The organism is Actinomycetospora sp. CA-101289 (assembly GCF_050955895.1).
GTDB lineage: Bacteria > Actinomycetota > Actinomycetes > Mycobacteriales > Pseudonocardiaceae > Actinomycetospora.
Map to the genome: position 1 here is coordinate 1505511 of NZ_CP192093.1, position 26437 is coordinate 1531947.

The following is a 26437-nucleotide window of genomic DNA, read 5'->3' on the forward strand; positions in this document are numbered from 1 at the left end:
GTCGCGCGTTGAACGGTCATGGCAGTGGAGACGGTGCTCCTCGCGTTGCTCGGCCTCGTCGCCGTGTGGCTCGTGATCGACGCCGGACGGGAACGCCACCGGCTGGCGGCCCGGGTGGCCCGGGACGAGCGGTGGCGCGCCGAGAAGCGCCGCACCGCGCGTCGTGCGGCCTCGTCGGCGGCGACGTCGAGCGCGTCGCCCGACGACTGGCGCTACTGGCCGCTGACCCTGCCCTCGCCCGACGACGTCTCGCGCGGACCGCGCCTGTAGGTGGAGGTCCGCGCCCGGCCCTGACAGGCTGGCGCGATGGCGGACGGTGCCGCGTCGGGAGCCGAACCCCTCTGCGACGAGGTCCGGCGGCGGCGCGGGACGCCCGGCGCCGACCTCGACGAGCACCACCGGGAGCTGGTCGCCCTGCTGCGCCGGGCGTTCGCCAGCGGCGAGCCCTCGGCGCCGTCGCTGCTCGCCACCGTGCACCTCGACCACGGCGAGCGCCGCGAGGCCGTCGACGTGCTCTCCCCGGTGGTCCTGGGCCACCGCCGGGCGGACCTCGCCGGCCTGCTCGGCGAGACCCTCGCCGCGATGGGCGACCAGGCGGGTGCCGAGCAGGCGTTCCTCGTCGGCCTCGACGGCGGCGACCCCGGCGCGATGAACGACTACGGCGTCTTCCTGCGCGACCGCGGCCGCACCCAGGAGGCGCTCTACGTCCTCGACCGCGCGGTGCGCGCGGGCGACGACCTCGCGCCGCTCAACCTCGTCGCCCTGCACCTCGAGGAGCTCGACGACCCCGCGACCGCCACCGACCTCGCGGAGCGGCTCCTGGACGACGCGAAGCCCTCGACGCTGGTCGCGCTCGCCGACTGCCGCCTCGCCGCCGAGCGGGTGGAGGAGGCCGGCGAGCTCTACCGCCGGGCGGCCGACGGCGGCGGGGCGTGCGCGCACATCTACTACGGCTGGTTCCTGCGCGACCGCCACGACGACCTCGCCGGCGCCGAGGAGCAGCTGCGCCGGGCCCACGAGGTCGGCGAGCCGGGCGCCGCGTTCCACGTCGCGCGCTTCCTGTTCGACCACGGGCGCCCGGACGATGCCCTGCCGTACTTCGAGGAGGCGGCGTGGCACGGCGACCCGGACGCCGTGGCCGTGCTCGAGGCCGAGTACCGCGGGCTGGTGGACGAGTACGACGACTGAACGGGCAGGATGCGGGCCGTGGCGCACCCCGTCTACGGACCCGGACTGGCCGTCGTCTGCGTGACCTACTCGCCGGGCGAGGCCCTCGGCGAGTTCCTCGCGTCCCTGGACAAGGCGACGACGCGGCCCTACCGGGTCGTGCTCGCCGACAACGGCTCGGTCGACGGGGCCCCGGAGGCCGCCGCGGCCGCCGACGAGCGGGTCGAGCTGCTGACCATCGGCGAGAACGTCGGCTACGGCGCCGCCGCCAACCGCGGCGTGGCGGGCCTGCCGGCCGACGTGGGGTGGGTGCTCGTCGCCAACCCCGACATCGTCTGCGGTCCCGGCGCGCTCGACGCGCTGATCGCCGCCGCCGACCGGTGGCCCCGGGCGGGCGCCCTCGGACCGCTCATCCGCACCGGCGGCGACGTCTACCCCTCCGCGCGCCTGCAGCCCTCGCTCGGGCGGGGTCTGGGGCACGCCGTGTTCGCCGCGGTGTGGCCCGCCAACCCGTGGACGCGCTCCTACCGCCAGGCCGGGTCGGTGGCCGAGCGCACGGCGGGCTGGCTCTCGGGGTCGTGCGTCCTGCTGCGGCGCGAGGCGTGGGACTCGGTCGACGGCTTCGACCCGCGCTACTTCATGTACTTCGAGGACGTCGACCTCGGCGACCGCCTGGGCCGCGCGGGCTGGCTCAACGTCTACGTCCCCGACGCCGAGGTGGTGCACACCGGCGGGCACGCCACCGAGCGCGACGCCCCCACCTCGAGCCGGATGCTCGCCGAGCACCACCGCAGCGCGTATCGCTTCCTCGCCGACCGCTACCGCGGCGCCCGCTGGGCCCCGCTGCGCGTCGCGCTGCGCGTGGGCCTGGGCCTGCGGGCGCGCACGGGGGTGCGGGCCGCGCCCTGACGGGGTGCGGCGCGGTCAGCGCCCGAAGAGCCGGCGCCACCAGGACCGGCGCGGCGGCTCGTCGTCCTCGTGGTCGTCGGCGCGTCCGTCCTCGGCCGGCCGGGGGTTGCCCCCACCGGGGAACGGGTTGGCGGGGAACGGCGAGGTGCCCGGGTGGCTCGGCCCCTGCTGCGCGCCGAGCCGCACGGTGGCCGGGTCCTCGGGAGGCCGCCCGTGCCGCCCGCCCTGGCCGTTGCCGTTGCGGTGGGGTCCCTGCCCGTTGCCCGGCCGGCGCCCGCCGTCGTTCTGGGGCAGGCGCTGGGTGAGGTCCGGGTCGCCGCCGTGGCGCCCCGACGTCATCGCGGCGGGCAGCACCGCCGTGCTCGAGGCGTCGAAGGGGGAGACCGCGTTGTCCGGGGTGACCACGTCCTCGTCGCGCTCGGCGGCCCGCTGGTGGGCGTGCGCGATGGCCTCCTGAGCGCGCTCCCACGCGTTCGAGGCCACGGCGACCCTCCTGCTCGTTCCCCCGACGGGCGGGTCTGTCCCGGGCCACGGCCGAAGGAGCGTCCCGGAGGGTCCACACTATCGCCCGCGGTCACGTTTCGTCATCGACGAGGGGGGTCTGATGGTGGCGCAGGCAGGGGACGGCGGGGGCGGCACACCGGTGATCGACCCGGCCCGGACGGCGGCGGTCGTGCTGGTCGGGGGGCAGGGCAGCCGGTTGCGCCCGCTCACGCTCGGCACCCCGAAGCCGATGCTGCCGACCGCCGGCGTCCCGTTCCTCGCGCACCTGCTCTCCCGCATCGCCACCGCCGGTATCCGCCGCGTCGTGCTCGGCACCGCCTACCGCGCCGAGGTGTTCGAGGCGTTCCTGGTCGAGGGCGGCACCCGGGGGCTCGACGGCCTGGAGCTCGAGTGCCGCGAGGAGCCCGAGCCGCTGGGCACCGGCGGCGGCATCCGCTTCGCCGCCGAGGCCCTGGGCCCGGGGTACGACGAGGTCGTCGTCTTCAACGGCGACATCCTCTCGGGCGTCGACGTCCGCGCCGTCGTCGGCGAGCACCGGGCCGCCGGCGCCGACGCGACCCTGCACCTCGTCCGCGTGCCCGACCCCACCGCGTTCGGCTGCGTGCCCACCGACGCCGACGGCCGCGTGACCGCCTTCCTGGAGAAGACGCCCGCGCCGCCCACCGACCAGGTCAACGCCGGCTGCTACGTCTTCCGCCGCGAGGTCGTCGACACGATCCCCGGCGGGCGCCCGGTGTCGGTGGAGCGCGAGACCTTCCCGGACCTGCTCACCGCCGGCTCGCGCCTGCAGGGCCACGTCGAGTCGTCGTACTGGCTCGACCTCGGCACGCCGGCCTCGTTCGTCCGGGGCAGCGCGGACCTCGTGCAGGGGGCGGCGCCCACCGCGGCGCTGCCCGGGCCGGTGGGGACGTCGCTGCTGCTGCCCGGCGCCGAGGTCGCGGCCTCGGCGTCGCTCACCGACGGCACCACCGTGGGCGCCGACGTCCGGATCGGCGAGGGCAGCCGCGTCTCGGGGTCGGTGCTCATGGACGGCGCGCGGATCGGCGACGGGGCGCTCGTCGAGCGGTCGGTGATCGGGCCGGGCGCGACGATCGGCGACGAGACCGTGGTGCGCGACGCCGTGGTGGGCGAGCGCGCGTCCATCGGGGCGTCGTGCGAGCTGCTGGCGGGCGTCCGGATCTGGCCCGGACTCGTCGTCCCCGACGGCGGTCTGCGATTCTCGGGTGGTGCCTGAGGTCGGGACGCGGAGCGCAGCGGAGCCGGACCCTCCGAGGTATCCCGCTCCGGTGGCCGAGCGGACCTGGCGTCCCGCCTTCGTGCTCGACGTCCGGGCCCTGCTCGCCCCGCTGCGCCGGGGCAAGGGCGACCCGACGTTCCGCACCGAGACCGACGCGTCCGGCGGGGCCGGCGTCCTCTGGCGCACCACCCACACCCCCGACGGCCCGGCGTCGCTCGCGCTGTCGCGTCGCGACGGCGTGGTGCTCGCCCGCGCCTGGGGCCCGGGCGCGGGGTGGGTGCTCGACGGGGTGCCCGCGCTGCTCGGCGAGGAGGACGACGACGAGGGGTTCGTCGGGCACCACCCGCTGGTCGCCGAGACGCGCCGGCGCATGCCCGGCCTGCGGCTCGGGTCGACGCGCACGGTGTGGGACGTGCTCCTGCCCTCCATCCTCGAGCAGAAGGTCACGGGCACCGAGGCCCGCCGCTCGTTCCGCGAGCTGTGCTGGCGCTTCGGCGACGACCCGCCGGGTCCCGTCCCGGCCGGGATGAAGCTGCCGCCGACCCCCCGGCAGATCCGCGCGATCCCCGACTGGGAGTGGCACCGCGCCGGCGTCGACCAGTCCCGCCGCCGCGCGATCCTCGCGTGCGCCACCGTCGCCCACCGCCTCGAGAAGGCCGCGGAGCTGCGCGGCGAGGCCGGGCGCGCCCTGCTGCAGAAGGTGCCCGGCATCGGCGTGTGGACCGCGGCCGAGGTCGCCCAGCGCGCCTGGGGCGACCCGGACGCGGTCAGCGTCGGCGACTTCCACATCCCCTCGACGGTCGGCTGGGCGCTGGTGGGGCACAAGCTCGACGACGACGGGATGCTCGAGGTCCTCGCCTGCTACGCGCCCCAGCGCCAGCGGGCGGTGCGCTACATCGAGGCGTCGGGCTTCCGCCGCCCCCGCTTCGGCCCGCGGTTCGCGCCGACGGACTACCGCAGCTACTGACGCGCGCCCGGGTCGGTCGTGGGCCCGAACGACCTGACGTCCGTCGGGTGCGAGGGATGCTTCGGGAACCGAAGCATCTCCGCGATGTCCGGCGCGCTCAGGCGCCCGGCGCGAGGGCGCGCCCGAAGGCGACGTCGTCCGGCAGCTCGGCCAGCGGCCACCAGCGCAGGTCCAGCGACTCGTCACTGATCGTCTCCACCGCCCCGGCGGGCGCGCGGACCACGAAGCGCACGTCGAGGTGGCGGGTGGGCACGCCCAGCGAGCAGGTCAGGGCGTGGACGTCGACGTGCAGCGGCTCGGGGTCGACGACCAGGCCGGCGATCCCCGACTCCTCGCCCGCCTCGCGCAGCGCCGCGCCGGCCAGCGTGGTGTCGTCGGGCTCGATGTGGCCGCCGAGCTGCACCCACTTCCCGATCCGCGGGTGCAGGGTCAGCAGCGCGTGCTCGCCCGCGGCGTCGAGCACGAGCGCCGACGCGGTGAGGTGGCCGGGCGCGCACGCGCGGGCGCACGCGTCGGGGCGGGCGTCGAGGTAGGCGAGCACGGCCTGGCGCACCGACTCGAGCTCGCGGGTCCCGCCGCGCCAGCGGTCGAGGACCGCGCGGGCGTCGGCGTGGACCGCCGCGGTCGAGACGGCGGCGCGGGTGGTGGACGCCAGGGTGCGCTCCTCGGTCACCTCTCCACCCAGCGATCGTCGACGGCCGGCTCGCTGCGCGGCGGCGCCGCGGCGGCGGGGTGCCCGATCGCGACGGCGCCGAGGGGCTCCCAGTCGGCGGGCAGCGCGAGCACGTCGCGCACGACGTCCCGGGCGAAGATCGTCGAGGACACCCAGCACGACCCGAGCCCCTCGGCGGCCAGCGCGACGAGCAGGCCCTGCACCGCGGCGCCCCCGGCGACGGTGAACATCGTGTGCTCGGCGGCCGCCCGCCGGGCGTCGGGGTAGGCGTGGGCCCCCTCGAGCACGAGGAACGGCAGGACGACCTCGGGCGCGGTGCGCAGCAGGTCGCCGCGGGCCACCCGCCGGGCGACCTCGTCCTCGGGCCGCCCGTCGGCGCGCAGGTCCGCGCGCCACGCGTCGGCCATCGCGTCGAGCAGGCGGGTGCGCACGTCTGGCCGGGCGAGGTGCACGAAGCGCACCGGGCGGGTGTGGTGCGGGGCGGGCGCGGTGAGCGCGGCGGCGCCGGCGCGCCGCAGGGCGTCGGGGTCGACGGGGGTGTCGGCGAACGCCCGCACCGAACGCCGCGCCGGGACGGCCTCGCGCCGGCCCTGCGCTCGTCCCCGGGCGAGCGCCTCGTCCGTCCCCAGCCAGAACAGGTCCTCGTCCACCGGGCGGACCAGGTCGGCGCCGCGGCCGGTCTCCGAGCGCAGCACCGCCGGCAGCCCGCGCACCACGGCCACCGGCACGCCGCCGAGCTTGCCCTTGACCAGGTCGGCGGCCGCGGCCACCTCGTCGGCCACGGCCACCTCGGTGACCACCAGCTCGTTGCCCTGGGAGTCCACCGCGCCGCCGTAGGCGTGGACGACCTCGAGGCCCGCGGCGCCGATCGCGGCGTCGGTCTGCCCGGTGCGCCAGGTACGGCCCATGGTGTCGGTGACGACGACGGCCACGTCGACCCCGAGGCGGTCCCGCAGCGCCGCGCGCAGGGCGGCCGCCGAGCCGTCGGGGTCCTCGGGGAGCAGCGCGACCTCGTCGCCGGCGACGTTCGACGCGTCGATCCCGGCCGCGGCCTGCACGATCCCCAGCGGGTTGGCGACGATCTTGGTGCGGCCCTTGGTGGCCAGCAGACGCACGGTCTCGCGGTCGATCAGCGCGCGGCGGGCGGCGTCGCGCGCCTCGGGGTCGGCGGGCACCCGCACGAGGCGGCCCTCGACCTTCGACAGCACCTTGGACGTGACCACCACGACGTCCCCGTCGGCGAGGGCGCCGTCGAGGGCGTCGGCGAGCGCGCCCGCGAGGTCGTCGCCGGGCCGGAACTCGGGCAGTCCCGGAACGCCCCAGAGGGTCAGTCCGCCGGCGGCGTGGTCAGACACCCGCGACCTCGTAGGCCGCCCGCACCATCGCCGCCGTGGTGTCCGGGTCGGTCATCATGAGCGGCACCTCGCGGACCTCGACGCCGGGCACGTCGGCGCCGTCGCCCGGGGCCACCAGCCAGCCGTCCAGCAGGCCGCCGGTGGAGCGCGCGCCGTACCAGCGGCCGACGCCCTCCGCGCTGACCGGCACGTCGACGGCCGCCAGGCACGCCTCGGCCATCCCGCGCACGGCCTGCCCGCCGACGATCGGCGACACCCCGACGACCTTGCCCGCCGCCGCGGACAGCGCCGGCCGCATCCCGGGGACGTCGACGACCGTGTGCACGCTGACCACGGGGTTCGACGGCGCCACGAGCACCACGTCGGCGTCGGCCACGGCGGCCAGCGCGTCCGGGCAGGCCGTGGCCTGGTCGCGCCCCACCGAGGCGAACCCGTGCGCGGGCAGCGCGGCGCGGTGGCGCACCCACCACTCCTGGAAGTGGATCGCCTTGCGGGCGGGCGGGTCGTCGGCGCTGTCGGGGTCGTCGACGACGACGTGGGTCTCGATGCGGTCGTCGCTGGCCGGGATCAGCTCCACCCCGGGCGCCCAGCGGCGGCAGAGCGCCGCGGTGACCTGCGAGAGCGGGAAGCCCGCGCGCAGCATCCGGGTGCGCACGAGATGGGTGGCGACGTCCCGGTCGCCCAGGCCGAACCACGTCGGGTCGGCGCCGTAGGCCTCGAGCTCCTCGCGCACCGACCAGGTCTCCTTGGCCCGGCCCCAGCCGCGCTCCGGGTCGATGCCCTCGCCGAGCGTGTACATGCAGGTGTCGAGGTCGGGGCACACGCGCAGGCCGTGCAGCCAGATGTCGTCGCCGACGTTGACCACCGCGCGGATCGCGTCGCCGGGGCCGGCGGCGGCCTTGACGCCCTGCAGGAACCGGGCGCCGCCGACGCCGCCGACCAGGACCGTGACCTTCATGCCCCCGATCGTCCTCCCGCGCGCGCTCACCCGAGCAGCCGGGCGAACTGGATGTTGCCCTGGACGACGAGGTCGCGGTCGCCGCCGACGAGCGAGTACAGGCTCGCCGACGCCTCGGCCAGCAGCTCGCCGGCGGGCCGGAAGAGGAACAGGGCGAGGATCACCACGAACGGCGCGTAGGGCGCGATGCGCGCCGCGCTGGCCCGCGTCGTGCGGGGCAGGTACGGGTCGATCACGCCCCAGCCGTCGAGGCCCGGGATCGGCAGCAGGTTCAGCACGAACGTCAGGACCTGGATCAGGCCGAGGAACGACAGCGCGGCGGCCAGCGGCAGCGGCGGGGTGGTGAGCACCACCCCGATCCCGATGACGGCGGCGAGCGCGAGGTTGGCCAGCGGCCCGGCCGCCGACACGGCGCTGATCGCGGCCCGCGAGCGCAGCGACGCCCGCTGGATCCAGACGGCCCCGCCCGGCAGGGGGATCCCGCCGATCAGGAGGAACAGCAGCGGCAGCACCAGGGTCAGCCCGATGTTGGCGTAGCGCCGGATGTCGAGGGTCAGGTAGCCCAGCGCGCGCACCGAGTGGTCGCCGCAGCGGTCGGCGGTCAGCGCGTGGGAGAACTCGTGCAGGCACAGCGACACGGCCCACCCGGCCAGGACGAGCAGGACGGTGCCGCCGATGATCGCCCCGGACGCCGGGACCAGCGTCAGGGCGCCCCCCGCGACGGCCAGCGCCACGAGGACGAGGAAGATGGGGCTGACCGGCGAGCGCAACCGGGAGACGCGGGGAGCCACGCCCCCCAGTGTGTCCCTCCGGACGGAGCAGGCACCGCCCGGCGCCCCGAGAGGGTGGCGGGGCCCGATTGCTACGGACAGCGCATGACGCTCACCGCACGTGACGACCGCCCGCCGCGACATGCGGCCAGGTGGGTCCCCCGGCTTGACCCGGATGGAACGACACCGGTGTAATTCCTACGCGATGACACGTCGGTGCGGGGCCGACGCCTCGTCCACTCAGTGGGGGCCGGGGGAGTCTGAGGCGAGCGGAGGCGTCGTGCACGGTGCGGAAAGTGGTTCGGTGGTGCTGGGCAGCGGAGGACACGGAATGCGGGACGTCCTCTCGGAGCTGGCCATGATCACCGAGGACGAGCAGGAATGGCAGGAGCGCGCACTGTGCGCGCAGACCGACCCGGAGGCGTTCTTCCCCGAGAAGGGCGGGAGCACCCGGGAGGCCAAGCAGATCTGCAACAGCTGCGACGTCCGCACCGAGTGCCTCGAGTACGCGCTCGGGCACGACGAGCGCTTCGGGATCTGGGGCGGGCTCTCCGAGCGTGAGCGCCGGCGCCTCAAGCGCCGCGTCGTCTGACACCCCGGCCGGGCGGCGCGAGCCCGGCGACTACCCTCGGCCGCCTGACCGGAGCGCGGGCGCCCCTGGGGTGGCGGCTGCCCGAGGGGGAAGGACGGCGGGCGCGTGGCGGTGACGTCCCCGGTGGCGCCGGTGCTCGGCGTCCTGGTCTGCCACGACGGTGACACCTGGCTCCCGGAGACCCTCGCGGCGCTCGCGCGCCTGACACAGCGCCCGCGCTGGGTCATCGCGGTCGACACCGGGTCCATCGACGGCACCGGGTCGCTGCTCGCGGCCAGCAACCAGGTCGACGTGGTGCTGCGCATGCCCCGCGACACCGGCTTCGCCGAGGCGGTGCACACCGCGGTCGACGACGCCGACCGGCGCTGGGGCGCGAACGCCGGCGAGTGGCTCTGGGTCCTGCACGACGACGCCGCGCCCGCGCCCGACTGCCTCGAGGTGCTGCTGTCGGTCGCCGACGCCTCGCCCTCGGCCGCAGTGCTCGGCCCGCTGTGCCTCGACTGGGAGGAGCCCCGCCTGGTCGTCGAGGCCGGCGTGTCGATCGACGCCTCGGGCTCGCGGCAGACCGGGATCGGTGCCGACGAGCTCGACCTCGGCCAGTTCGCCACCAACTCCGAGGTGCTCGCCGTCGGGTCCGCGGGCTCGCTCGTGCGGCGCCGCGAGTGGGACGCCCTCGGCGGCTACGACACCGCGCTGGGCCTGTTGCGCGAGGACGTCGACTACGGCTGGCGGGTCAACCGCGCCGGCGGCCTCGTCCTCTGCGCGCCCTCGGCCCGCCTGCGCCACGCCCGCGCGCTGCAGGTCCGCGCCCGCGAGCTCGACACCGCCGGCGTCGATCGCCGCTACCGCGCCACCGACCGCGCCCACGGGCTGCGGACGTTCCTCGCCAACTGCTCGACCCCGGCGTTCGTCCTCGGCCTGCTGCGCCTGCCGGTGCTCGCGGTGCTGCGCGCGCTGGGCCTGCTGCTGGTGCGCCGGGCCCGCGCGGCCGGCGCCGAGCTCGCCGGCCTGACCCGCGTGCTGGGCTCCGGGCCGGGCGTCGCCGACCTCGCCGACGCCCGCAAGCGGCGCAGCACCGGCGCCACCGCCCTGCCCCGCGAGCTGCGGGGCCTGCTGACCAGCCGCACGACCCGGCTGCGCAACGCCGTGCGGGGCGGGCTGACCTCGCTCGTGCGCGGGCGCCTGCGCGAGGAGCTGGAGCTCGGCCGGCTGCCCGAGTGGGCCGAGCGCGGCGCGCGGCCCGACGAGGACGCCGAGGACGAGGCCCGGCGCCGGCGCGCGGCCGTCGGTCCCGAGGCCCTGCCCGCGGGCGCCGGGGCCGGGGTGCGGCGCACCCGCCGCACGGCGGGCCTGCGCCGGCCGGGGGAGTCGCTGGCCGTCGCGCTGCCCGGGCCGCGGGCTGGGCGGGTGGGGGAGGGCGCTGACGAGGCCGTGGGTGCCGCGCCGCCGGAGGGCGACGCCACCGAGGTCATCAGGACCGCCGACGGGGCGCCGGCCGAGCCCGCGACCGCGGCGGGCGAGCGCGTCGTCGTCGTCCCCATCACCGCCGGCCGGGTCGCGCGCGAGCTGCTCCTCGCCCCGCCGCTGCTGCTCGTCGTCGGCCTGACGCTCATCTCGCTCGCGACGCAGCGGGCCCGGCTGGGGCTCTCCCTCGCCGGCGGGCGCATCGCCGAGGTCCCGGGCCTGCGCGAGCTGTGGTCGTCCTACCTCGCCGCCTGGCACCCCGTGGCCGGCGGCACGGGTGCCCCGGCGCCGGCGGCGCTGGCGGTGGTCGGCGCGCTCGGCGGCCCCGCGGTGCCCCTGGGCGGCCCGCCCGCCGCGGTGTCGATCCTGCTCGTGGCTGCGCTGCCGCTGGCCGGGCTGAGCGCCTACCTCGCCACCCGCGAACTGCGCGTCGGCCGCGTGCTGCGCGCGCTCGCCGGGGCGGTCTACGCCCTGCTCGGGGTCACCGCAGGTGCCGTGGCCCAGGGCCGGCTCGACGGCGTGGTGGCGGCGGTCCTGCTGCCACTGGTGCTCGCCGGCGTCGTCGCGGTCCTGCGGGGCGTGCGCACGGCGGGCCGGCGCGGCTCGTGGTGGAGCACCGCGGCCGGCACGGCGCTCGCGCTGGGCGTCGTCAGCGCCTTCGCGCCGCTGGTGCACGCGCTGGTGCTCGTCGTCGTGGTGGTCGGCTTCGTCCTGGTCCCCGCGCCGCCGGGGGCCGCCGGGCGGCGGGCGATGTCCCTGGCCGTGATCGTCGTGCTGCCGGTGCTGCTGCTCCTGCCCTGGCCGACGGTGCTGCTCACCGCGCCCGAGGTGCTGCTGCACGGCACCGGCGCCCCGGTGCCCGAGCGCTTCGTCGCCGCGCTGGAGATCCTCGCCCTCGACCCCGGCGGCCCGGGCACCCTGCCCTGGGCGGGCCTGGTGCTGGTCGCCGTCGCGGTCGGCGGCGCGCTCATCGCGCCGCGGCGCGCGGCGGTCCCGGGGCTCGCGCTGCTGGTGCTCGGCATCGTGGCGGCCGGCGTCGTCGGGTCGTTCGCGCTGTCACCGCTCTCCGGCGGCGACCCGCGCCCCGGCTGGACCGGCCCGGCGCTCGCCCTCGCCACCACCGGGGCGCTGTGGAGCCTGCTGGCCCAGGTCGCCGCGGCCCGCACCGAACCGCTCGGCCAGCTGCTCGGCCGGCGGGACCGCGCCGGCCGCGCCCCGCTGCGCCGCGGCGACTCCGAGCTCGACCTCGGCGGCGCGGGCTTCTCCGGGCGCCTCGCGGGCGCGGCCGAGCGGGTGGGCGCGGGCGCGTCGGGCCTGGCCCGGCGCCTGCGACCGCGCCCCAGCGACACCGGCGAGCGCGACCGCAGCGCGCAGCGGGCCCGCGGCGTGGCCGTGCCCGTGCTGGCGGTCGCCGTGGCGACGCTCGCGGTGGTCACGGTCCTGGCCGGCGGGTCGGGCCCGCTGGCCGACACCCGCGCGCCGACCCTGGCCGCCCCGCTGGCGAACGAGCTGGCCACGGGCGGGGCGGGCGTCGTCGTGGTCACCCGCGACGCCGACACGACCCGGCGCGGCGGCCCCGGGCTGCCCCGCTACGGCGACGACGACTTCGCGCCCGTCGGCGCCGCGCCCGCCCGCCTGCAGCGCGACGTGCGCGCCCTGCTCTCCGGCGACCCCGCCACCGTGCAGGCCGGCGTCGCCGAGCTCGCGACGGCCGGCACCGGCGCGGTCGTGCTGCCCGACCAGGCGACGGCGCGGGTCGCGCGCCAGGCCGCCGGGCCGCTGCTCGGCGACGCGCCGCCCGTCTCCGACGGGCGCCCCGTGGTGCGCGTCGCCCTGCCGGTCGCGGGCGCCGTGCTGCTCGAGCCCCCGATCTCCGACGACGCCACCGAGGCGCGCGCGGCGCCCCGGCGCGCCGCGGGCGTGACGCCGGTGCCCTCGGACCTGCCCACCGTCGCGGTGCGCGTGTCCCCGGGCGCCGACCGCCGCCTGCTCGTCGTGGCCGCGGAGCTGGAGTCGGGCTGGTCGGCGACGGTCGGCGGCGCGCCCGCCCCCGTCGTCCCGGCCTGGGGCCACCTCGTCGGCGTGGGCGTCGGACCCGGCGGGGGCGCGGTGGTCGTGGAGCGCGACGACACCACCCGCCTGCTCCTGCTGCTCCTGCAGCTGGCCCTCGTGCTGTTCACGGCCATCTCGGCGCTGCCCTCGCGCAAACGCCTCGACTAGATCCCGGTCCCGGGCTGTCGGGGTCAGGCCCTAGGTTCGGCGACGTGTTCGACCACCTCGGTTTCCCCTGTCGCGACGTCGAGACCTCCGTCGCCTTCTACTCCGCGGTGTTCGCGCCGCTCGGCATGGCCGTCGGCCTGCGCATCCCCACCGGCCCGCCGGGCGCGCCCGAGGTCGTCGGCCTGGGCGCCGGCGGGCACCCGGCCTTCTGGCTCGCGCCCGGCGAGCCCGTGACGCAGGAGCTGCACGTCGCCTTCGCCGCGCCGGACCGCGCGGCCGTCGACGCCGTGCACGAGGCGGCCCGGGCGCACGGGGCGGAGGTGCTGCACGCGCCGCGGATCTTCCCGGAGTACCACCCCGGCTACTACGCCGTGTTCCTCCGCGACCCCGACGGCCACAACGTGGAAGCCGTCCACCACACCTTCTGATCGCGCCAGGCAGGTCCGCGTCCCGTGGTCGCTCGGGTGCTCAGTCCTCGTCGCCCGCGATCGTGTCGGGCTCGACGCCGAGGTATCCCGCGACCTGTTCGACGAGCACGTCGTGCAGCAGGTCCGCGAGGTCCTCGCCGTCGAGCGCGCGCGCCTCGAGCGGGCGGCGGTAGAGCACGATCCGCGCCCGGGTCACGGCGCCGCGGCGGTCCATGCCGGCGGGCACGAGGCGCGCCAGCGGCACCTCGCCGTCGCCGAGCACGGCGTCGTCGTCCACGGGCGGGTCGTCGGTGGCGGCGGGCACCTCGGGCACGTCGTCGACGGCCACGTCCAGCTCGGCGAGCTCGGTGCCCCAGCGCTCCTCGATGGGCTCGAGCGCCTCGAGCACGAGGGCGTCGAAGCGCTCGGCGCGGGTGCGGGCGGCGGGGGAGCCGGAGGGGTAGAGCGGCATCCGCAGCCCGCGCCCGCGGCGGTCGCGCCGACGCCGGCGCGGCCGGGGCGCGGAGGTGCCGCCCCGGCGGCTCGCGCTCCTGGTCACGCCCGCGGAGCCTACGCGGGCCCCCCGGACGAGGACCGACGCGCCGCGCGCGCCTGCGCGGCGGGCACGTCCGACCGGGCTATCGTCGGCGGCGTGCGAGGAGTGCGGAAGTGCTCACGGACCGGGTGTGGTCACGCGGCCGTGGCCACCCTGACCTATGTCTATTCGGACTCGACCGCCGTGGTCGGTCCGCTGGCCACGAGCGCCGAGCCGCACTCCTACGACCTCTGCGAGCGCCACGCCGTCCGTCTCACCGCGCCGCGGGGGTGGGAGGTCGTGCGCTACGAGGGCGACTTCCCGGCCGAGCCGTCGGCCGACGACCTCACGGCCCTGGCCGAGGCCGTCCGCGAGGCCGGGCGGGCCGACCGCCCGCTCGCGTCGCCCGAGAGCCGCACGCGCATCACGGCCGGGACCGGCGCCGCGGCGGCGTCCTCGGGGTCCTCGCCGGCCATGCCGGCGGGTCCGCCGCCGCCGGGCATGGCGGCCGGCATGGCGGGCGCGCCCACGGGCCGCCGCGGCCACCTGCGCGTGCTGCCCGACCCCGCGTCCTCCTGACGACGAGGGGCCCGGCACACGCCCACGGCCAGGGATCACCGTTCGGCGGACGGCTGCGCCCGGCGGGCGCCGGTGTCGTGCCGCGCCGATAGGCTGGTGAGGTGTCCAGCACACCGTCCGCCACCTCGTCCGCCGCGGCGGCTCCCGACCGCGCCCAGGTGATCGACCAGGTCATCAAGGCCTACGACATCCGCGGTCTCGTCGGCTCCCAGCTCGACGCCGCCTTCGTGCGCGACGTGGGCGCGGCGTTCGCCCGCGTCCTGCTCGACGAGCAGCGCTCGGGCCAGGGCACCGGGCTCGGCGGGGGCAAGGGCGTGGTGGTCGCGCACGACATGCGCGAGTCGTCGCCGGAGCTCGCCGACGCGTTCGCCGAGGGCGTCACCGGTCTCGGCGTCGACGTCGTGCACATCGGCCTGGCCAGCACCGACATGCTCTACTACGCCTCCGGCGCGCTCGAGATGCCCGGCGCGATGTTCACGGCCAGCCACAACCCGGCCACCTACAACGGCATCAAGCTCTGCCGCGCCGGCGCGTCGCCCGTGGGGCAGGACTCCGGGCTCGACGAGATCGCCGCGCTGCTCGACCGCGGGCCCGGCGAGGCCGCCGCCGACGCGTCCGCGGGCGAGCGCGGCAGCGTCAGCCACCGCGAGATGCGCGACGACTACGCCGCCTTCCTGCGCTCGCTGGTCGACCTGTCGGGTATCCGGCGCCTGTCGATCGTCGTCGACGCCGGCAACGGCATGGCCGGCTACACGGTGCCCGCGGTGCTCGACCCGCTGCCCATCGAGGTCGAGCCCCTGTTCTTCGAGCTCGACGGCTCGTTCCCCAACCACGAGGCCAACCCGCTGGACCCGGACAACCTGCGCGACCTCCAGCGCAAGGTCATCACGCTGGGCCGCGTCGACGCGGGGCTGGCCTTCGACGGCGACGCCGACCGCGTGTTCCTCGTCGACGAGAAGGGCGACGCGGTGAGCCCCAGCGCCATCACCGCGCTGGTCGCCACCCGCGAGCTCGGCAAGCACCCCGGCTCCACGGTGATCCACAACCTCATCACCTCGCGCGCCGTCCCCGAGATCATCACCGAGGCGGGCGGCACGCCGCGGCGCAGCCGGGTGGGCCACTCGTTCATCAAGGCCACCATGGCCGAGACCGGCGCGGTCTTCGGCGGCGAGCACTCGGCGCACTACTACTTCCGCGACTTCTGGAACGCCGACTCGGGCATGCTCGCCGCGCTGCACGTGCTCGCCGCGTTGGGGGAGCAGGACAGGCCGCTCTCGGAGCTCATGGCGCAGTACGACCGCTACGCCGCCTCCGGTGAGATCAACTCGACGGTGCAGGACGCGCAGGCGGCCATGGCCGAGGTCGAGCAGACGTTCGGCTCGCGCGAGGGCGTCACCACCGACGACCTCGACGGGCTCACCGTCGCCCTGCCCGACGGCAGCTGGTTCAACCTGCGGCCGTCCAACACCGAGCCGCTGCTGCGGCTCAACGTCGAGGCCGCCGACGACGACGCCGTCGCCGCGCTGCGCGACGAGGTCCTCGCGCTCGTGCGTGGCTGACCCGGATCGAGAAGGAGACCCCCGATGCCGCTCGATCTGGACCCCGACCTGCTCGAGATCCTCGCCTGCCCCGCGCCCGACCACGGCACGCTGCACCCCGGGACGCCCGACGACCCCGAGGCCGCGGCGCTGACCTGCTCGGCGTGCGACCGGCGCTACCCGGTCACCGACGGCATCCCCGTCCTCCTCCTGTCCGAGGCGAGCGGGGGACCCCCCGGGGAGACGGCGGGGCCGGACGACCGGCGGGGGTGAGGGCCGTGCTCGACGACGCCCTGCTCTCCGACGAGCCGCGCCTGATCGCCGCCGACCGTGAGGGCACGCTGCGCGCGGTGGCCACCGCGGGCGCCCAGGTGCGCACCACGTGGGCGGCCGCCCAGGACGCGGGCGTGCCCGCCGACCTGGCCGGCCTGCGCCCCCGCGCCCTGGTCCTGCTGACCCGCCCGGGCACCACCGAGTCCGCCTGCCGCCTGCTGGCGTCGCTGCTCACGCCCTCGGCGCCGCTGCCGGTGATCGTCACCGACGTCGCCCCGCCGTGGCTGGGCCCGCTCGACGTCGTCGTCGCCTCCCACCGCGGCCGCGAGGGCGACCCGGTCGAGGCGGACGTGGCCGAGTCGGTGCACCGCGCCGTGCGCCGCGGCGCCCACGTCGTGCTCGCCGGGCCGTCCGAGGGCCCGGCGGCCGCGGCCGGCGCCGGGCGCGCCCTGCCCGTCGTGCCGCGGCTGGCGCTCGGCGTGTCGGGCGTGGACCTCGACGGGCTCGACACCGCGACCGTGCTCACCACCGGCCTGGTGGTGGCCCGCTCGCTGGACCTGCTCGCCGTCGACCCCGACGCGCTCGCCGACCGCCTCGACGCCGAGGCCGAGCGCGACGGCCCCCGCGGCGAGGCCTTCGTCAACCCGGCCAAGACCCTGGCGCTGCGGCTCGCCGAGCGCACGCCGCTGCTCTGGGGCGCGGACCCGGTCGCGGGGCTGGTGGCGGGTTACGGCGCGACCGTGCTGGCCACCCACGCGGGAGTCGTCGCGCAGGCCGCCACCACCGCGGCCGCGGCGGCGCAGCCGGCGCTGCTGGCCCGGCTGCGGGAGGACGCGGGGGAGGCGTCGATCTTCGCCGACCCCTTCGACGATCCGGCCCCGGCGGCCCCGCCGCCCCGGCTGGTGCTGTTGGCCGTGCGCGAGGACCTCGCGGTGCGGCGGCTGGTCGCCGACGTCGGCGCCCGACACCCGGGTGCGGACGTGCTGGAGATCGACGACGTGGACCTGTCCGGGGAGGGGCCGGTCGCCGACGCGCTCCGCGCGGCCGTGCTGGCCACCCGACTCGACTTCACCGCGGTCTACCTCGGCCTGGCCCTCGGGGCCCGGGTGCCGGGGGTCCGCACGGGCTAGCCGCCCGACAGCGAGAGAGGCACACACGTGGAGGTCCTCAAGGGCAGCGTGCGCACGTACACGTGGGGCTCGCGGACGCACCTCGCCGACCTGCTGGGCGAGGAGGTCCCGTCGCCGCACCCGCAGGCCGAGCTCTGGCTCGGCGCGCACCGCGACGAGCCCTCGCGGTTCGACGACGGCGGGCGGACCCTCGCCGACGTGCTGGCGTCCGACCCCCTGGGCGCGCTGGGCCCGGCGCGGAGCGCCCGCTGGTCGGACAAGCTGCCGTACCTGCTCAAGGTGCTCGCCGCCGAGGAGCCCCTGAGCCTGCAGGCGCACCCGTCGGCCGAGCAGGCCGAGGCCGGGTGGGCGCGCGAGGAGGCCGCAGGCATCCCGCGCACGGCCTCCGAGCGCAACTACCCCGACCCGCTGCCGAAGCCCGAGCTGCTCTGCGCGCTCACCGAGTTCCACGCGCTCGCGGGCTTCCGGCCGGCCGACGAGACCGTGCGGCTGCTGCGCGCGCTCGACGTGCGCGCCCTCGCCCACCACACCGAGCTGCTCGCGGGCCAGCCCGACGCGGACGGCCTGCGCGCGGTGTTCACCACCTGGATCACGCTGCCCCAGCGCGCGGTCGACGAGCTCGTCCCCGCGCTGCTCGAGGGCTGCGTGGCGCACGTGCGCGCCCGCGGCGAGTTCACCGCCGAGGCCCGCACGCTGCTCGACCTCGGCGAGCGCTACCCGGGCGACGCCGGCGTGCTGGCCGCGCTGCTGCTCAACCGCGTGGTGCTGGCGCCGGGGGAGTGCCTCTACCAGCCGGCGGGCTCCCCGCACTCGTACCTGGCGGGCTGCGGCGTCGAGCTCATGGCCAACTCCGACAACGTGCTGCGCTGCGGCCTGACGCCCAAGCACGTCGACGTGCCCGAGCTGCTGCGCGTCCTCGACTTCACGCCCGGCCGGGCGCCCCTGCTGCACGGCGAGGGGACGGGCCCGGTCACGCGGTTCACGCCGTCCGAGTACTTCAGCCTGGCCCGGTGCGCGTTCGACGACACCGGTGTCGGCGGAGAGAGTGCCGGGGAGGAGCCGGTCGACCTCGGCGTCGAGGGCCCCCGGATCGCGGTCGCGGTGGAGGGCAAGGTGCGTCTGCGCAGCGCCGGCGGGCAGGAGCAGGTCGTCTCCCGCGGCACGGCCGTCTGGATGCCGGCGTGCGACGGCCCGGTGACGGTCGCCCCCGTCGAGCGACCGGCCCTCGCCTTCGTCGCCGCCGACGGCCTCGGCCCGGGCTGACCGCGCCCGGTACCTTCACCGGCGCACCATTTTTCCCGCCCGGTCGACCCTGGAGGCCCCGTGTCCGCAGAAGGAGGCGGCAAGGCGATCGTCGCCGCGCTCGCGGCCAACGCCGGCATCGCCGTCGCGAAGTTCATCGGCTTCGCCATCACGGGCTCCTCGTCGATGCTGGCCGAGGGCGTGCACTCGGTGGCCGACACGAGCAACCAGGGCCTCTTGCTGTTCGGCCGCAAGCGCGCGCGGCGCGAGGCCGACAGCGAGCACCCCTTCGGCTACGGGCGCGACCGCTTCTTCTACTCGTTCATCGTCGCGCTGCTGATCTTCAGCCTCGGCTCGGTGTTCGCCCTCTACGAGGGGATCCACAAGCTCTCGGGCTCCGACGACCTCACGAGCCCGATCGTCGCCGTGGTCATCCTCGTGGTCGCGATCTGCCTGGAGTCCTACAGCTTCCGCACCGCGGTCAAGGAGTCGCGGGAGCTCAAGGGCGAGCAGTCGTGGTGGAGGTTCATCCGGACGTCGGTCAACCCCGAGCTGCCGGTCGTCCTGCTCGAGGACTTCGGGGCCCTCGTCGGGCTGGTCCTCGCCCTCGCCGGCGTCGGGCTCAGCGTGCTGACCGGCGCGGTGATCTGGGACGCGATCGGCACGATCTGCATCGGCGTCCTGCTCGGGGTCATCGCGGTCATCCTGATCGTCGAGACCAAGAGCCTGCTGATCGGCGAGGGCGTCAGCGCCCGCACCGCGAACACGATCACCTCGTCGCTGGTCGGCGGCCCGGTGGAGCGGGTCATCCACCTGCGCACCCAGTACCTCGGCCCCGAGGAGCTGCTGGTCGCCGCGAAGATCGCGGTGTCCTCGCAGCTGCCGGCCGAGACGATCGCCGAGGCCATCGACCACGCCGAGGCCCGGCTGCGCGAGGCGGTGCCCGAGGCGCGCCTCGTGTACCTCGAGCCCGACCTCGACCGCACCGGCGGCGGCCCGATCGACGAGGCCCTCGACCCCCGCCCGGACACCGCGTCCCGCTGACCGGGCGCCACTGGACCCCCGAGCGGGTCAACGAGGTGAACACGGCGTCACGGATCGAGCCGTGTCCGTGCTCCCGGGCGGTCTGGCGGGCGTAAGGTCCCGCCGCACCCTCGATCACTCGACGGGCCCGGACGCAGGATTCTCGGGAGGAACGCCCATGACGTCGACCCAGCCACAGAGCGGGCTGTTCCGGACCAAGTCGGTGGAGCAGTCCATCGCCGACACCGACGAGCCCGGCAGCAAGCTCCGCCGCGAGCTCGGTGCCTTCGACCTCACCGTCTTCGGCGTCGCGGTGCTCATCGGCGCCGGCATCTTCACCATCACCGCGCGCGTCGCCGGTGACATCACCGGCCCGGCCATCGCGATCTCCTTCGTCATCGCCGCCATCGCCTGCGGGTTCGCGGGCCTCTGCTACGCCGAGTTCGCCTCGACGGTGCCGGTGGCGGGCAGCGCCTACACGTTCTCCTACGCCACGTTCGGCGAGTTCATCGCCTGGATCATCGGCTGGGACCTCATCCTCGAGTACGCCCTCGGCGCCGCGGTGGTCTCCAAGAGCTGGGCGCAGTACCTGGGCGAGCTGTTCGGCGGCAGCAGCACCTCCGCGTCCCTCGAGCTGGGACCGGTGACGTTCGACTGGGGCGCCGTCCTGGTCATCGCCGGCCTCACCGTCGTCCTCGTGCTCGGGATCAAGCTCTCGAGCCGGGTCTCGACGATCATCACCTCGATCAAGGTGCTCGTGGTGCTGCTCGTCATCGTGGTCGGGCTCTTCTACGTGAAGGCCGCGAACTACTCCCCGTTCATCCCGCCGCCCGGGGGCGAGCAGGAGAGCGGTGGCGGTGCCGACGCGTCGCTGCTGTCGCTGATCGCGGGCAGCGAGGGGTCGACCTTCGGCGTCTACGGCCTGCTGGCCGGCGCCTCGCTGGTCTTCTTCGCGTTCATCGGCTTCGACGCGGTGTCCACCACCGCCGAGGAGACGAAGAACCCGCAGAAGGACCTGCCCCGCGGCATCCTCGGCTCGCTCGGCGTCGTCACCGTGCTCTACGTCGCCGTCTCGCTCGTGCTGGTGGGCATGGTCAACTACACCCAGCTGGCGACGCCTCCCGGCAGCGACGAGAGCGCCACCCTGGCCACGGCGTTCACGATCGTCGGCGCGGACTGGGCGTCCACGATCATCTCCATCGGTGCCCTCGCCGGCCTGACCACCGTGGTCATGGTGCTCATGCTCGGCCAGAGCCGGGTGTTCTACGCGATGAGCCGCGACGGGCTGCTCCCGCGGAACCTCGCCCAGACGGGCTCGCGGGGCACCCCGGTGACGATCACGATCATCATCGGCGGCCTCTGCGCCGTGCTCGCCGGCTTCTTCCCGATCGACGAGCTCGAGTCGATGGTCAACATCGGGACGCTGTTCGCCTTCATCCTGGTCTCGGTCGGCACGGTCTACCTGCGACGTCGCCGCCCCGACCTGCAGCGGAGCTTCACGGTCAAGGCCCTGCCGGTCGTGGCCACGCTCGCGGTGCTCAGCTGCCTGTGGCTGATGCTGAACCTGACCGTCGAGACCTGGATCCGGTTCATCGTCTGGATGGTGCTGGGCGTGGTCATCTACTTCGCCTACTCGCGGCGGAACTCCGTGCTCGGCAAGCGCGAGCGCGGCGAGGAGCGGTCGGTGACCAACCCGGGCGGGCCGTCGGCGCCGCCGACCCAGCCCCAGTAAGCGCGACACGTCGGACACGACAGGGCCCGCCCGGCACGTGCCGGGCGGGCCCTGTCGTGTGTGCGGGGTGGGCTCAGGCCTGCGCGTACTTCTCGCGCAGGGTCTTCTTCGAGAACTTGCCGGTCGAGGTCTTGGGCACCTCGTCGATGAACCACACCTCGTCGGGCACCTGCCACTTGGCCACGCGGGACGCGATGTGCTCGAGCACCGCCTCCTTGGTCAGCTCCACGCCCTGCTTCGGCACGACGCACGCCAGGGGGCGCTCCGACCACTTCTCGTCGGGGATCGCGATGACGGCGGCCTCGGCGACCCCCTCCATCGCCATGATCTCGTTCTCCAGGTCCACGGAGGAGATCCACTCGCCGCCGGACTTGACGAGGTCCTTGGTGCGGTCGACGAGCCGGACGTAGCCGTACCGGTCGATGACCGCCACGTCGCCGGTCTTGAGCCAGCCGTCGGAGGTGAACTGCTTCCCGCCGTCCTCGTTGCGGTAGTACGACGCCGCGATCCACGGGCCGGCGGCCTGCAGCTCGCCGGAGGTCTCGCCGTCCCACGGCAGGACCTCGCCGGTGTCGGGCTCGCAGATGCGCAGGTCGACCAGCGGTGACGGGGTGCCCGCGGTGGCGCGCACGTCCGCGAGCTCCTCGTCGGACAGGCCGTCGTGGACGCTGCGCAGCAGCCCGGTGGTGGCGATGGGGCTGGTCTCGGTCATGCCCCAGGCCTGGGTGATCGGCAGGCCGATCTTCTTCCGCCAGCCCTCGGAGAGTGACTTCGGCACCGCGGAGCCGCCGCAGAGCAGCAGGCGCAGGTCGGGCAGGTCGCCCTCGGAGAGCTCGGGCAGCACGCCCATCCAGATGGTCGGCACGCCCGCGGTCACCGTGATGTGGTGGTCGCGCAGGATGCCGGCGATGGCCTTCGGCGTCATGTTCGGGCCGGGCATCACCAGCGACGAGCCCGCGAACACCGCGGCGTACGGCGTGCCCCAGGCGTTGGCGTGGAACATCGGGACGATCGGCAGCAGGACGTCGCGCTCGACGATCCCGGCCACGTCGGCCATGAGCACCGCGATCGAGTGCAGCACCGTCGAGCGGTGCGAGTAGACGACGCCCTTGGGGTTGCCGGTGGTGCCCGACGTGTAGCACATCGCCGCGGCCTGGTTCTCGTCCGCGACGTGGAACCGGCCCGCGTGGGGCTCCACCGAGGCGAGCAGGGCGTCGTAGTCGGTGATGCGCTCGTCGTCGGGGATCTCCACGTCCGCGCCGTCGTCGATGACGATGACCTTGCGGACTCCTCCCATCTGGTCGATGTAGGGCCAGAACTGGCCGAACAGCGACCGGTCGACGAAGACGACCTCGTCCTCCGCGTGGTTCGCGATGTAGATCAGCTGCTCGGTGAACAGCCGGATGTTGAGGGTGTGGAGCACGCGACCGCTGCACGGGACCGCGAAGTAGAGCTCGAGGTGCGCCGGGCTGTTCCAGCAGAAGGTGCCGACCCGGCCCTCGGGCGACACCTCGAGGGCGTCGAGCGCGGCGGCGACGCGCCGCACGCGGTCGGCCCAGCCGGCGTAGTCGGTGCGGTGCACCGTGCCGCCCGCGCCCACACCGACGATGGGCTTGTGGGCGAACAGCTGCTCGGCGCGGTGGAACACGTGCGGCAGGGCGAGTGGGTAGTCCTGCATCTGTCCGAGCACGTTCGTGGCCTCCTGGCGGCGTCTCCTGTGGCTGCGATCACGCATCCTACGGACCGCGGCGCGCCGTGTGACCGGTCTGACGTCGGGGCCCGTCGCGGTTGACCGCCCCCGGGGCCTGTGCTGGACTTGGTCCACGGCATCGATCGCACAACACGTGCGAACGGAAGCCGTCGAGTGGCGCTGCAACGGACGGCCGAGGTCCTTGGCCCGTCCGCCACGCTCGGCGGTGGTCCGTAAACCTTCGCAAGGGCGCCTGCGGATGGTGATGAACCGTGTCCTGGTGACCGACGGACGCCGGCCTGCCGCCCTCCCTCCCGCACCCGCGAGCGACGGCGACACCCCCCCGGCGACCTCAGGCACCCGTCCGGTTCGCACGGTCCTTGATCACCGAGCAGAGGGAGTCATGACGAACGCTGTAGGCACCGTCAACGACAAGCACGACACCCGCAACGGCATCGACTTCGCCGTCGCGGACCTGGACCAGGCCGACTTCGGCCGCCGCGAGATCCGTCTCGCCGAGCACGAGATGCCGGGTCTGATGACCCTGCGCCGCGAGTACTCCGAGGCCAAGCCGCTCCACGGCGCCCGGATCTCCGGCTCGCTGCACATGACGGTGCAGACCGCGGTGCTCATCGAGACCCTCGTCGAGCTCGGCGCCGAGGTCCGCTGGGCCTCCTGCAACATCTTCTCGACCCAGGACCACGCGGCCGCCGCGGTCGTCGTCGGCCCCCACGGCACCGTCGAGCAGCCCCAGGGCGTCCCGTGCTTCGCCTGGAAGGGCGAGACGCTCGAGGAGTACTGGTGGTGCGCCGAGCAGATGATGCGCTGGGCGGACGCCGACACCCGCGGCCCGAACATGATCCTCGACGACGGCGGCGACGCCACGATGCTCGTCCACAAGGGCGTCGAGTTCGAGAAGGCCGGCGTCGTCCCCACCACCGAGATGGACGACCCCGCCGAGTACCAGGTCGTGCTGGCGACGCTGCGCCGCAGCCTCGAGGACGACCCGCAGCACTGGACCAAGGTCGCGTCGGGCATCAAGGGCGTCACCGAGGAGACCACGACGGGCGTGCACCGCCTGTACGAATTCTTCAACGAGGACAAGCTCCTCTTCCCGGCGATCAACGTGAACGACTCGGTCACCAAGTCGAAGTTCGACAACAAGTACGGCTGCCGCCACTCGCTCATCGACGGCATCAACCGCGCCGTCGACGTGCTGCTCTCGGGCAAGAAGGCCGTCGTCTGCGGCTTCGGTGACGTCGGCAAGGGCTCGGCCGAGTCGCTGCGGGGCCAGGGCGCCCGCGTGACCATCACCGAGACCGACCCCATCTGCGCGCTCCAGGCGCTCATGGAGGGCTACGACGTCAACACGCTCGAGAACGTCGTCGAGTCCGCCGACATCGTCATCACGACGACCGGCAACAAGGACATCGTCACCCTCGACCACATGAAGCGGATGAAGCACCAGGCGATCCTGGGCAACATCGGGCACTTCGACAACGAGATCCAGGTCGAGAAGCTCGAGAAGTCCGGCGCCACGCGGATCAACATCAAGCCGCAGGTCGACGAGTGGCGCTTCGACGACGGCCACTCGATCATCCTGCTGTCCGAGGGCCGGCTGCTGAACCTCGGCAACGCCACCGGGCACCCGAGCTTCGTCATGTCGAACTCGTTCGCGAACCAGACCATCGCGCAGATCGAGATCTTCACGAAGCCCGACGAGTACCCGATCGGCGTCTACCGCCTGCCCAAGCACCTGGACGAGAAGGTCGCGAAGGTCCACGTCGAGGCGCTCGGCGCGGAGCTGACCAAGCTCACCAAGGAGCAGGCCGAGTACATCGGCGTCGACGTCGAGGGCCCGTACAAGCCGGAGCACTACCGCTACTAGTCGGTCGCGGCAAGCAGGTCCGGTCGTCAGCGCTCGTTCCTCGCGCTACCGACCGACCTGCGCCGCGCTCCGGTGGTGAGCGTGTGCGTCTGCGTGGGAACTGACCGAAGGGCTCCTTCGCTCGATCTACTCGAGCGAAGGGGCCCTTCGCTCGTTCCGGGGGCCCGCCATAAGGTCTCTTCGTGGGCGTGGTGGTGGCCGTCGAGGGGCTCGACGGCGCGGGCAAGGCGACGCTGGTCGCGGCCCTCGCCGACGCCGCGACACGCCGGGGCGCGCGTGTCGCCGTGCTGGCGTTCCCGCGCTACGACGCCGACGTGCACGCCGGGCTCGCGGGGGAGGCGCTGCACGGCGCCCACGGCGACCTGCGCGACTCGGTGCACGCCATGGCCGTGCTCTTCGCGCTCGACCGGGCCGGCGCGGCCGCGGAGCTGCGGCAGGCCGCCGCGACCCACGACCTCGTGCTCGTCGACCGCTACGTCGCCTCCAACGCCGCCTACGGCGCGGCTCGGCGCGGCGAGGACGTGGACGGGCCGTTCGTGGCCTGGGTACAGGCGCTCGAGCTGGAGCGCCTCGGGGTGCCGGCCCCCGACGCGCAGGTGCTGGTCCGCGTGCCGGGCGAGCTCGCCGCCCGGCGCGTCCGCGAGCGCGCCGCCGCCGACCCGACCCGCACTCCCGACGGCTACGAGGCCGACGCGGCCCTGCAGGCCCGGTGCGCGGAGGTCTACGACCAGCTCGTCGACCGCGCCTGGCTCGCGCCCTGGGCGGTCGTCGGCACCGAGGGAGACCGCGCCGAGGTCACCCGGACGGCGGAGTCGATGGTGGCGGAATGGCTCTCCAGGGCCTCCCCGCGCGAAGTCGGCTCCGGATCGTCGGTGAGAAGTGACACCATTGAGACATGAGCACGCGAATCCTCGTGGTGGACGACGACGCCTCCCTCGCGGAGATGTTGACGATCGTCCTCCAGGGCGAGGGCTTCGAGACCACGGTCGTCGGCGACGGGACGGGGGCGCTGCCCGCACTGCGCGAGAGCTCGCCGGACCTCGTGCTGCTCGACCTCATGCTCCCGGGCATGAACGGCATCGACGTGTGCCGGGCGATCCGGGCGGAGTCCGGCGTGCCCGTGGTCATGCTGACCGCGAAGACCGACACGGTGGACGTGGTGCTGGGGCTGGAGTCGGGCGCCGACGACTACGTGGTCAAGCCGTTCAAGCCCAAGGAGCTGGTGGCCCGCATCCGCGCGCGGCTGCGGCAGTTCCCCACCGAGCCGGCCGAGCAGATGCAGATCGGCGACGTCACCATCGACGTCCCGGCCCACCAGGTGCGCCGCGGCGGGCGCACCATCCCGCTCACGCCGCTGGAGTTCGACCTGCTGGTGGCCCTGGCCCGCAAGCCGCGCCAGGTCTTCACGCGCGAGGTGCTGCTCGAGCAGGTCTGGGGCTACCGGCACGCCGCCGACACCCGGCTGGTCAACGTGCACGTCCAGCGCCTGCGCTCCAAGGTCGAGATCGACCCCGAGCACCCCGAGGTCGTGCTGACCGTCCGCGGCGTGGGCTACAAGGCCGGCCCGCCCTGATCGGTGGGACA

Annotated in this window: 25 protein-coding genes; 18 read left to right on the plus strand and 7 right to left on the minus strand. The window is 75.3% G+C overall.

Annotated features, from left to right (window positions below; all coding sequences use genetic code 11):
- The first annotated feature begins 18 nt into the window (after positions 1–18).
- From ACQPX6_RS07525 to ACQPX6_RS07535, 3 genes are read left to right on the plus strand one after another with little or no spacing between them, the layout of a single operon-like run.
- Positions 19–270, plus strand: coding sequence for a hypothetical protein (locus ACQPX6_RS07525; RefSeq protein WP_433786592.1), 252 nt, complete (start codon positions 19–21; stop codon positions 268–270).
- Between the two features lie 36 nt (positions 271–306).
- Entirely contained in the window at positions 307–1188 is an 882-nt protein-coding gene (locus ACQPX6_RS07530; protein WP_433786593.1) for a tetratricopeptide repeat protein, read from the plus strand.
- An 18-nt stretch (positions 1189–1206) separates the two neighbouring features.
- The gene (locus tag ACQPX6_RS07535; RefSeq protein ID WP_433786594.1) at positions 1207–2076 is read left to right on the plus strand and encodes a glycosyltransferase family 2 protein; all 870 of its coding nucleotides are present in this window, start codon (positions 1207–1209) and stop codon (positions 2074–2076) included.
- Positions 2077–2091: 15 nt separating this feature from the next.
- Here the strand turns inward: ACQPX6_RS07535 and ACQPX6_RS07540 are convergent, their stop codons facing one another.
- Positions 2092–2559, minus strand: a complete 468-nt coding sequence (locus ACQPX6_RS07540; protein ID WP_433786595.1) for a hypothetical protein — start codon at positions 2557–2559, stop codon at positions 2092–2094.
- Between the two features lie 121 nt (positions 2560–2680).
- Here ACQPX6_RS07540 and ACQPX6_RS07545 point away from each other — a divergent pair, with 121 nt between their 5' ends.
- Both ACQPX6_RS07545 and ACQPX6_RS07550 read left to right on the plus strand, forming a co-directional pair.
- Complete coding sequence (locus ACQPX6_RS07545) at positions 2681–3814, plus strand: sugar phosphate nucleotidyltransferase (protein ID WP_433786597.1); 1134 nt, start codon at positions 2681–2683, stop codon at positions 3812–3814.
- A 52-nt stretch (positions 3815–3866) separates the two neighbouring features.
- Positions 3867–4784 (plus strand): DNA-3-methyladenine glycosylase family protein, encoded by a 918-nt coding sequence (locus ACQPX6_RS07550; protein WP_433786599.1) that lies wholly within the window; start codon positions 3867–3869, stop codon positions 4782–4784.
- Positions 4785–4881: 97 nt separating this feature from the next.
- On the opposite strand, the gene ACQPX6_RS07555 is transcribed toward ACQPX6_RS07550, so the two are convergent.
- The 4 genes from ACQPX6_RS07555 to ACQPX6_RS07570 are packed head-to-tail and all read right to left on the minus strand — an operon-like array spanning position 4882 to position 8561.
- Positions 4882–5457 (minus strand): NUDIX hydrolase, encoded by a 576-nt coding sequence (locus ACQPX6_RS07555; protein WP_433786601.1) that lies wholly within the window; start codon positions 5455–5457, stop codon positions 4882–4884.
- On the minus strand, positions 5454–6812 hold the full coding sequence (locus ACQPX6_RS07560) for a coenzyme F420-0:L-glutamate ligase (RefSeq protein WP_433786602.1): 1359 nt from the start codon (positions 6810–6812) through the stop codon (positions 5454–5456). Before ACQPX6_RS07560 ends, ACQPX6_RS07555 begins: the two co-directional genes overlap by 4 nt.
- Positions 6805–7770, minus strand: a complete 966-nt coding sequence (cofD, locus tag ACQPX6_RS07565; protein ID WP_433786603.1) for a 2-phospho-L-lactate transferase — start codon at positions 7768–7770, stop codon at positions 6805–6807. The genes ACQPX6_RS07560 and cofD overlap by 8 nt, the downstream gene beginning before the upstream one ends.
- A 26-nt stretch (positions 7771–7796) precedes the next feature.
- Positions 7797–8561 (minus strand): site-2 protease family protein, encoded by a 765-nt coding sequence (locus ACQPX6_RS07570; RefSeq protein ID WP_433786606.1) that lies wholly within the window; start codon positions 8559–8561, stop codon positions 7797–7799.
- 310 nt (positions 8562–8871) lie between these two features.
- Between ACQPX6_RS07570 and ACQPX6_RS07575 the strand changes: the two genes are divergently transcribed.
- The 3 genes from ACQPX6_RS07575 to ACQPX6_RS07585 all read left to right on the plus strand — a co-directional run bounded on the left by ACQPX6_RS07575 (position 8872) and on the right by ACQPX6_RS07585 (position 13244).
- Positions 8872–9132, plus strand: a complete 261-nt coding sequence (locus ACQPX6_RS07575) for a WhiB family transcriptional regulator (protein ID WP_433786608.1) — start codon at positions 8872–8874, stop codon at positions 9130–9132.
- 105 nt (positions 9133–9237) lie between these two features.
- Positions 9238–12816 (plus strand): glycosyltransferase, encoded by a 3579-nt coding sequence (locus ACQPX6_RS07580; RefSeq protein ID WP_433786609.1) that lies wholly within the window; start codon positions 9238–9240, stop codon positions 12814–12816.
- Between the two features lie 44 nt (positions 12817–12860).
- Entirely contained in the window at positions 12861–13244 is a 384-nt protein-coding gene (locus ACQPX6_RS07585; protein ID WP_433786610.1) for a VOC family protein, read from the plus strand.
- Positions 13245–13284: 40 nt separating this feature from the next.
- Here the strand turns inward: ACQPX6_RS07585 and ACQPX6_RS07590 are convergent, their stop codons facing one another.
- Complete coding sequence (locus tag ACQPX6_RS07590; RefSeq protein ID WP_433788215.1) at positions 13285–13695, minus strand: metallopeptidase family protein; 411 nt, start codon at positions 13693–13695, stop codon at positions 13285–13287.
- 180 nt (positions 13696–13875) lie between these two features.
- On the opposite strand from ACQPX6_RS07590, the gene ACQPX6_RS07595 reads away from it, so the two are divergent.
- The 7 genes from ACQPX6_RS07595 (at position 13876) to ACQPX6_RS07625 (ending at position 21275) form a co-directional block, all read left to right on the plus strand.
- The gene (locus ACQPX6_RS07595) at positions 13876–14337 is read left to right on the plus strand and encodes a DUF3499 domain-containing protein (RefSeq protein WP_433786611.1); all 462 of its coding nucleotides are present in this window, start codon (positions 13876–13878) and stop codon (positions 14335–14337) included.
- 158 nt (positions 14338–14495) lie between these two features.
- Positions 14496–15896 carry a phosphomannomutase/phosphoglucomutase gene (locus ACQPX6_RS07600; protein WP_433788216.1) on the plus strand — a complete coding sequence of 467 codons (1401 nt, stop codon included), beginning with the start codon at positions 14496–14498 and terminating at the stop codon, positions 15894–15896.
- 24 nt (positions 15897–15920) lie between these two features.
- Positions 15921–16148: a Trm112 family protein gene (locus tag ACQPX6_RS07605; RefSeq protein WP_433786613.1), complete on the plus strand. Its 228-nt coding sequence runs from the start codon at positions 15921–15923 to the stop codon at positions 16146–16148.
- Positions 16149–16153: 5 nt separating this feature from the next.
- Complete coding sequence (locus tag ACQPX6_RS07610; RefSeq protein WP_433786614.1) at positions 16154–17278, plus strand: SIS domain-containing protein; 1125 nt, start codon at positions 16154–16156, stop codon at positions 17276–17278.
- A gap of 27 nt (positions 17279–17305) precedes the next feature.
- Positions 17306–18541: a mannose-6-phosphate isomerase, class I gene (gene manA / locus ACQPX6_RS07615; protein ID WP_433786615.1), complete on the plus strand. Its 1236-nt coding sequence runs from the start codon at positions 17306–17308 to the stop codon at positions 18539–18541.
- A 60-nt stretch (positions 18542–18601) separates the two neighbouring features.
- Entirely contained in the window at positions 18602–19564 is a 963-nt protein-coding gene (locus ACQPX6_RS07620) for a cation diffusion facilitator family transporter (protein ID WP_433786617.1), read from the plus strand.
- A 157-nt stretch (positions 19565–19721) separates the two neighbouring features.
- Entirely contained in the window at positions 19722–21275 is a 1554-nt protein-coding gene (locus tag ACQPX6_RS07625) for an amino acid permease (RefSeq protein ID WP_433786619.1), read from the plus strand.
- 73 nt (positions 21276–21348) lie between these two features.
- Here ACQPX6_RS07625 and ACQPX6_RS07630 read toward each other — a convergent pair whose 3' ends face one another.
- Positions 21349–22953 carry a long-chain fatty acid--CoA ligase gene (locus ACQPX6_RS07630; protein ID WP_433786621.1) on the minus strand — a complete coding sequence of 535 codons (1605 nt, stop codon included), beginning with the start codon at positions 22951–22953 and terminating at the stop codon, positions 21349–21351.
- 415 nt (positions 22954–23368) lie between these two features.
- On the opposite strand from ACQPX6_RS07630, the gene ahcY reads away from it, so the two are divergent.
- From ahcY to mtrA, 3 genes are all read left to right on the plus strand, one after another.
- Positions 23369–24853 (plus strand): adenosylhomocysteinase, encoded by a 1485-nt coding sequence (ahcY, locus tag ACQPX6_RS07635; RefSeq protein ID WP_433786622.1) that lies wholly within the window; start codon positions 23369–23371, stop codon positions 24851–24853.
- Between the two features lie 182 nt (positions 24854–25035).
- On the plus strand, positions 25036–25752 hold the full coding sequence (locus ACQPX6_RS07640; RefSeq protein ID WP_433786623.1) for a dTMP kinase: 717 nt from the start codon (positions 25036–25038) through the stop codon (positions 25750–25752).
- Positions 25749–26426, plus strand: coding sequence for an MtrAB system response regulator MtrA (gene mtrA, locus ACQPX6_RS07645; RefSeq protein WP_433786625.1), 678 nt, complete (start codon positions 25749–25751; stop codon positions 26424–26426). Before ACQPX6_RS07640 ends, mtrA begins: the two co-directional genes overlap by 4 nt.
- Positions 26427–26437 lie beyond the last annotated feature (11 nt).